The organism is Acinetobacter sp. ANC 5378 (genome assembly GCF_013004315.1).
GTDB lineage: Bacteria > Pseudomonadota > Gammaproteobacteria > Pseudomonadales > Moraxellaceae > Acinetobacter.
Map to the genome: position 1 here is coordinate 55,908 of NZ_JABERK010000047.1, position 7,493 is coordinate 63,400.

Annotated in this window: 5 protein-coding genes and 1 tRNA gene; 3 read left to right on the plus strand and 3 right to left on the minus strand. The window is 41.1% G+C overall.

What is annotated here, in order from left to right:
- Positions 1-7: 7 nt before the first annotated feature.
- From glnE to HLH16_RS10530, 3 genes are all read right to left on the minus strand, one after another.
- On the minus strand, positions 8-2,752 hold the full coding sequence (gene glnE, locus HLH16_RS10520) for a bifunctional [glutamate--ammonia ligase]-adenylyl-L-tyrosine phosphorylase/[glutamate--ammonia-ligase] adenylyltransferase (RefSeq protein WP_171529285.1): 2,745 nt from the start codon (positions 2,750-2,752) through the stop codon (positions 8-10).
- 82 nt (positions 2,753-2,834) lie between these two features.
- Entirely contained in the window at positions 2,835-4,106 is a 1,272-nt protein-coding gene (locus tag HLH16_RS10525; RefSeq protein WP_171529286.1) for a sensor histidine kinase, read from the minus strand.
- Between the two features lie 235 nt (positions 4,107-4,341).
- A tRNA-Leu gene (locus HLH16_RS10530) sits at positions 4,342-4,428 on the minus strand.
- 194 nt (positions 4,429-4,622) lie between these two features.
- Here HLH16_RS10530 and queA point away from each other — a divergent pair.
- From queA to HLH16_RS10545, 3 genes are read left to right on the plus strand one after another with little or no spacing between them, the layout of a single operon-like run.
- A complete protein-coding gene (queA, locus tag HLH16_RS10535; protein WP_171529287.1) occupies positions 4,623-5,660 on the plus strand; it encodes a tRNA preQ1(34) S-adenosylmethionine ribosyltransferase-isomerase QueA in 1,038 nt (345 codons plus the stop codon).
- Between the two features lie 26 nt (positions 5,661-5,686).
- Complete coding sequence (locus HLH16_RS10540) at positions 5,687-6,715, plus strand: hypothetical protein (RefSeq protein WP_171529288.1); 1,029 nt, start codon at positions 5,687-5,689, stop codon at positions 6,713-6,715.
- A gap of 28 nt (positions 6,716-6,743) precedes the next feature.
- The gene (locus HLH16_RS10545; RefSeq protein WP_171529289.1) at positions 6,744-7,310 is read left to right on the plus strand and encodes a LemA family protein; all 567 of its coding nucleotides are present in this window, start codon (positions 6,744-6,746) and stop codon (positions 7,308-7,310) included.
- Positions 7,311-7,493 lie beyond the last annotated feature (183 nt).

A 7,493-nucleotide genomic window follows, 5' to 3' on the forward strand; every position in this document is an offset into this window, starting at 1 on the left:
GTCATCTTTATCCAATGCAAATATTTGCAGTTGGATCAATTAATCTTTGCCATAACTTGCAAACGATCACGCGGGTATCGTGCCAGTCCGCAGCATTCACTTGCATGGATTGATTCGCAAGGGCTAAACGGTGGCTCTCGGCTCGTTCACTGAGATAAGCTTGAATCAATGCTGTCGCATCGTCGCTGGATAAGCAACCTGCTTTTGCGGCATCTTCAAGGATTCGTACATTGTCGGAGTAATGGGCGAGATCGGGATTCGACCCACTCCAGGCTAACACCGCATACTGTGCCATAAATTCGATATCAACGATACCACCTGCGTCCTGTTTTAAATGAAAAATTCCATCTTTTTGCTGTTCTTTCGATGAGCCTAAATGGTCTTTCATTTTTTGACGCATCTTCAAAACTTCTTCCCGAACTTTGGCTTCATCTCGTGGTTGAGTCAAAATAAGGCACCGTAATGCTTCAAATTTTTCACGTAAACTTTTTTCACCAGCAATAGATCGTGCACGAACCAAAGCCTGATGTTCCCACACCCAGGCACTTTTCAGCTGATACTGCTCAAAGGCTTTTAGACTGGTCACCAATAAACCCGCCTCACCCGATGGACGCAAACGGGTATCAATTTCATAGACCCGACCATCCAACGTTTGCGTGGTCATCAATGACATCAACTTTTGAGCAACCCGCATGGCAAATTCGAACCCACTAATCGGCTTCTGACCATCAGTATCGCCCTGTTCACTCATATAATGAATAAACACTAGATCCAGATCCGAGCCATAACCCATCTCGATTCCCCCCAGCTTTCCATAGCCTGCCACGACAAATGCCATGTGATCGAGTGAACAACGCTGACCCTCTGCATCTAGCGGATAGCCGTGTTTTTTCGCCGTTATTTGATACGCCAACTGTAAAGTGGCATTGACCGAAACTTCTGCGATATCCGTCAGTGCATCGGATACTTTCATGAGTGGACTTTCAGCTAAAACATCACTGGCTGCCACTGCCAAAACATTGGATTTTTTGAATAAGCGTAGAACCCGCATTTGGTCTTCTACTTGATCAATCTCGATGCGAAGTAGTTGCTGACGTAAAGAATCTTCCAAATCCTGACGTTTCGGCAATTCAAAATCCATCGATAAAAATTCATCCAACAACACTGGATAATGGGTGAGTTCCTCACAAATCCACGGGCTTACGGTAGACATTTTAACCAAGCGCTGTAGCGCCCCTTTGCTTTCAATCAACATCACCAGATACACCGTCCGACGCATCACCGATTCAACCAAGGGCATTAAACGCAAGAGTGCCACTTGTGGTTTATCCGACTGCAAAATGGCTTCAATCAGATGTGGCCAAAAGGTTTTTAAACGCTGCACTGCTTTAGCTGGTAATTTCTTTAGCGCATGTCCATACCAGAATTCATGGATCAGATTTTTTGCATTGTCATCCAAAACATCATTCAGTTGTTTTTCAAGCAAGCTAAAACTCTCGATTAAAGGATCGGGTTCTTTTTCTTTAATCAGGTGTTCAAACTGAAAAATGACTTTTGCGCGTTTTTGATTTAGAAATGCGATGAAAGTATCCCAATCAGCAAAGCCTAAAGTTTCAATCATACGCTGACGTAAATCAGGCTCACTCGGCAAGGACTGGGTTTGTTGATCATGCAAGGCTTGGATAGCGTGTTCAACACGGCGCAGGAATAAATAGGCATCTTCCAGTTCAGCCACGGCTTGCATGTCAAGTAGACCAACTTCACCCAGATGATGCAGACTGACTAAGCATTGACGATCTTGCAATTCAAGCTTGGATCCCCCGTAAATCAGCTGAAAAACCTGCACAATAAATTCGACTTCACGGATACCGCCTGCACCAAGCTTAATGTCATCTTCAATATTACGGCGCAGCACTTCGCGTTCAATCATGGCCTTCATTTCACGCATGGCTTCAAAAGCAGTGTAATCAACATACTTCCGGAACACGAAAGGCCGGGTCATTTCCAGGAGTTCATTGCCTTCTTTTCCACCGGTCACAATACGCGCTTTAATCCAGGCATAACGTTCCCATTCACGCCCGTGCTGACTTAAGTATTTTTCCAAGGCAACATGGCTAATCGCCAGTGCCGAACCATCCCCCCATGGACGCAAACGCATATCGACACGGAATACGAAACCATCCGCGGTCATATGATCCAGCAGATAAATCAGTTTCTGTCCCCACAAAATACAGAACTGCTGTACATCAATACATTTTCGGCCATTGGTTTCACCTTGCTCATCAAAGGCAAAAATAAGATCTATATCACTTGAAAGATTAAGTTCTTGAGCACCCAGTTTACCCATGGCGACCACAATTAAATCTTGTACCGTACCGTTATATCCCATCGGTTCGCCGTGCTTTGCAACCAGAGGAACTCTTGCGAATTTTTTTGCTGCGCAAATGGATGCATCAGCAAAGTCCGAAAGTTCACGGGTCAAGGTCACAACATCGGTAAGTTGATTGGCATCCTGCCAGATCCAGCGAAACATCAAACGTGCACGAAGCACACGAATCGCACGCATCCATGTGGTTTCATCAGTGATATTATCTAAAGCGCTATCTACAAAGTTCTGGATTTGCGTGGTGCTTAAAGGAACGAGAAATTGGTCAATTGCATAATCTTGTTCGAGGAGTACTGCATGATTTCCCAATACTTGTTCTGCATATTGGCTAGCACGTAATGTTTTGTGCAATTGTTCCGCATTCATTTTCAAACCTTCAGCCGAGTTTTTTCTAGTTATATCAGCTGAAAAGAAATAGTGGAAAATAAATTTAGCGTTGTGTTCTGATTTATTCAGTAATGGCTTGCTTCACGCCATTCAAAGATAAAGTTTGATGCGCATTCAGAGCTGTCGGTAAAGAGACTTTAAACGTCGTCCCCGCACCTTCTTTAGATTGCACAGAAATTTCACCTTGATTCAAATCGACGAAACGTTTACATAACACCAAGCCCAACCCCGTGCCTTTCTCACCGGCAGTTCCTTTAAAGCTTACTGTTAAGCGGGGTTGGAAAAGCTCGTCAATCTGCTGTTGAGTCATCCCCAAACCGGTATCTTGAATATATATATCAACATACTGTGCGGATTGTTCTGCATGAATGGTGACTTTCCCCGTACCATCTACATGGGTAAATTTCAGTGCGTTTGAAACCAGGTTCTGTAAAACGGAGGTCACCATATTAATATCGGCATAGACTTTTATATCATCAGGCACTTGATCTATCAGCTGGATATTTTTCTTAATCGCCAAGCTATTCAAGACATCAAAAACAATTTTTGAGGATTGTTTTAAATTAAAATTAATCGGGTGGTAAACAAAGCGTCCACCTTCTGCCATGGCCCAATTCAATAAACTTTCTAAAAGATTATAGGTTGACTGCGAAGTATCCAATAAATAATCAGCAATACTCTGAATACTAGAATCATCCAGTGTTTCTCGCTCTTGAGCCAACACTTCCGAGAAACCGATTAAGCCATGAAATGGCGCACGCAGATCATGCGCAATAATTTGAAAAAATTTGGTTTTACTAAAATTTAAAGCAGATTGCTGTTCATATAATTCTTTGAGCTCGGCATAGTTTGAACGTAATTCAATGATATTAATCAAGCTCATGGCAAATTCATGCACCAGCTGTAAATTTTCTTCATTAAAGGATTCAGTCTGCTCATCAAATAAAAGGACTTGTCCAATAGACTCTGTTTTATTGATTTTTAAATCGAAACCGACAATACGATTGTGCCCAACACCCAAATCATGCACATGTTGAGAAAAAGCAGCATAGTTTTTATGTTTTGTTGTGAGAATAGTATCGCCTTCAAAAAAGGAGACCAAATTGGCTTCTTTTTGCGCATGAAATGCTTTAAACGATTCGGGTGCAGAATACCAAATATACGGTTCATGATGAAAAGCAAGAATGCCACGCTCTGCTTGCAGAATGCCACGTGCAAACTTTAAAAAACCTTCGACACGATTTTCCGAAGTAAAAACACCAAGCAATAATGATATTCTACATGCACTGAGTTGCTCAGTTTCCGAGCCTATTTCGAGTAACTGCATTTTCATATCTGCCTCGTAAATTTGTTTTACCCCTATTGATAAAAAAACTAACTATTCCCCTTAACTTTATTAACAAACTTTCACATAGAACACAATGAAAAAAGACACAAATAGATCAAATGTGACAATTTAAGGCAGATTTGCTTTTTAGTTATTCTTTATTCAAAATTGAGTCAGAAATTTTCTTTAGACAATAAAAAAAGCCCTCAAGTCTTATAGTGCTTGAGGGCTTTTTAATATATGGTCCCGAGGGTCGGACTCGAACCGACACGTCATCTCTGACAGCGGATTTTGAGTCCGCCGCGTCTACCAATTTCACCACCTCGGGAAAGGGGCTACAAGCGCATTAGCTTGTGGTGGCTATATTACTACCAAACTCCGAATTGTCAATTATCTAATTTGATCAATTGATCACTTTTATAGCAAAAACAAAAACTTTGTCTTAAAAAGCATCAGATATCCTCTCGTTTGTCTTTTTCAGGACTATAATGCGGACGTTTTTCTTATTTTTATACATTGAAGATGCAACTTTCTGACTTTAACTTTGATCTCCCTGACGAACTCATTGCTCGCTACCCTCTAGATACGCGTAGTGCTTCACGTCTTTTGCATTTAGATGCTCAAGGGCAATATCACGATCGTCATTTTACCGACATTCTTGATTTACTCGATTCTGGTGACTTACTGATTTTAAATGACACCAAAGTGATGAAAGCACGCCTGAAAGGTAAACGTGCCTCTGGTGGTGCGGTAGAAGTTTTAGTGGAGCGGATGCAGGACAAATTTATTGCATACTGCCACATTAAAGCCAGCAACACGCCTAAAGCCGGTGCTGAACTTTTTATTGGTGAAGATGCGGTAAAAGTGACGGTGCAAGGTCGCCATGAAAATTTGTTTATTGTCGAGTTTTCACAACCGATTTTAGAGGTCTTGGATCAATACGGTGCTTTACCGATTCCGCCTTATTTCAACCGTGAAGCAGAAGCCATTGATACCGAACGTTACCAAACGGTATTTAATGACCCGACAAAATTGGCAAGTGTCGCAGCACCCACCGCTAGCCTGCACTTCGACCAAGACTTACTAGAAAAACTTGAAGCCAAAGGGATTCAAAAAACTTTTGTGACGTTGCATGTGGGTGCAGGCACCTTCTTGCCAGTACGTACAGATGATATTCAAAACCACATTATGCATAGCGAATGGTGTGATGTTCCAGAACATACGGTTGAACTGATTCATCAAACCAAAGCCCGTGGCAATAAAGTCATTTCGGTAGGAACAACAGCAACCCGTGCCGTTGAAAGTGCAGCTCAGGCGCATGGAGGCACATTAAAGGCGTGGACAGGTGATACACAAATTTTCATCTATCCAGGTTATGACTTTAAAGTGGTAGATCGCTTAATTACCAACTTCCACTTACCTGAATCTACTTTATTGATGCTGGTTTCAGCATTGTCGAATCGTGATAATATTTTGAATGCCTATCATCATGCTGTAGAAGAAAAATACCGCTTCTTTAGTTATGGCGATGCCATGCTGATTGATAAAATTACGCCTTAATATTTGCTGATAAAAAGAAGCACACCATGCCGCTCGATACTGTTAAACATTCGATTCATATTCGACGTAAAAAAAATGAACGGGTTTTTCAGAATATTGCGCGGCTATGGGAGATTGGTCGTCAGGCTCAAACCCAGCAAGATATCCTAGATAGTTTGCATCCGTGGAATGCACCGATCGTGCTCAAATTTGAAAATGTCCTACCGCTACTGTTAGCTGCGTTAGGACTTTTTTTTATGCTGCTGATTTTTATTCTCCCGACCAATATCTGGTTACAGGTTGGTTTGGTGACCGGACTATTCATGATTTTCTGGGCGTATATCAGCTACGAAGATAAAAAGCCGATTGATGAAGTGATTGAATTTTTAGAACAACAAAGCATCGCCAAAAAATACCAGCTCGCCTTCCAGCAACAGCCGCAGCATATTTCTGTTCCGCTGCAACCGGTTTTATTCATTGCACACTTAAAACGGCTGTTTCCGGTGTTTAATCAAGGTACCCTTTCTAACGATATTCCCTATTACGCCAGCACGGTCTGGGCAGATGAGGAAGGCCAAGAACATCAGGTCATGGTGTTTCAATATCATTTTATCAATGAAGTCCGCGTCCGCGATAAAGATGGCAATAATGTCAAAGTGAAAGAAGTCCACAAAGATTTATGGGGTGTCTTTGTTTTTGATGTCGAAACGCAAGGTCTTGCAGTGACTACCGCCAACAAAGATTTTTATTATCCTTACAGCTTTCCCTGGCATACCAGTGATATTCAGACCAATCATAAAATCAACATTTTTGGCAGTGATGAAATGCAAACTGCAAAAATACTCTCGCCTGCATTCGTACTGAAATTGGCTGATTTTTTTGCCCAACGTCAGGGCGATTTAATCTTCCACCCGACCAGTCATACCTTATGCTTTTTAGGTCCTGCCGATTTATTTAAAATATCGAGCCAAGCTAAAAACATTCAAGATATTTCCGCATTACGTGGACACTTGCGTACTTTTAAATTACCTTATTTAGAAAGCTTACAGCGTGATTTAACGCACTTTTTAAAATAGTAATAATGAATGTTTTGGGGACATATCAATGGGGCTGTTAATTTTTTTGCTATTGATCATTGCTGTGGTCGTGGCATGTATCATGATTCGCAATAATATTGTTCGTCATCACAATGCTTCTGTACGTGCCTGGTCCGATGTGGCCAGCTATGAACGTCAGAAAATTAAAATTCTGGATGGCCTGCAACCTTTAGTTGAACAATATTCAGGTTTTGAAAAAGGCACTTTAGAAAAAGTGACTGAACTGCGTCAGAATATTTTAAATCTCAATTTAAATAATACCGATGTATCTCAATTACAACGCATTGAAAGCTTGAATAAAGAATTGATGCGTAGTCTCAATGTGGTGGTGGAAAACTATCCTGAACTGAAGGCCAATGAAATTTATCTGAAAATGATGAATGAAATTGAAGAACAGAATGAAAATGTCGGCGCAGCCATTACCATTTTCAACCGTAATGTAGAGCTATTTAATAACCATATTCAGGTTTTCCCCAATAATATTGTGAACACCATGACCATGGGTAAAAAAGCCATTCGTCCCTTTCGAGATCAAGCCGTCACTCAAAATTTTGACTATCGACCTAATTTTTAATACCTTGGGACTTCTTGTATTCATTCTTCATAAATAACGGCAAGAAGTCCAAAAATTATAATTCGCGGATTCAAATACCAAGTGCGACACATTTGTATTTAGTTGAAAAAGTTAGGTGTATTAGAATCATTAGACTTTTTCAACTCGCAATTGGAAAGCACACAATGAAGCAATACACCCAAC

Excerpts from the sequence above, each read along its gene's own strand:
- glnE (WP_171529285.1), bottom strand. The coding sequence starts at position 2,752 with ATGAATGCGGAACAATTGCACAAAACATTACGTGCTAGCCAATATGCA.
- HLH16_RS10525 (WP_171529286.1), bottom strand. The coding sequence starts at position 4,106 with ATGAAAATGCAGTTACTCGAAATAGGCTCGGAAACTGAGCAACTCAGT.
- queA (WP_171529287.1), top strand. The coding sequence starts at position 4,623 with ATGCAACTTTCTGACTTTAACTTTGATCTCCCTGACGAACTCATTGCT.
- HLH16_RS10540 (WP_171529288.1), top strand. The coding sequence starts at position 5,687 with ATGCCGCTCGATACTGTTAAACATTCGATTCATATTCGACGTAAAAAA.
- HLH16_RS10545 (WP_171529289.1), top strand. The coding sequence starts at position 6,744 with ATGGGGCTGTTAATTTTTTTGCTATTGATCATTGCTGTGGTCGTGGCA.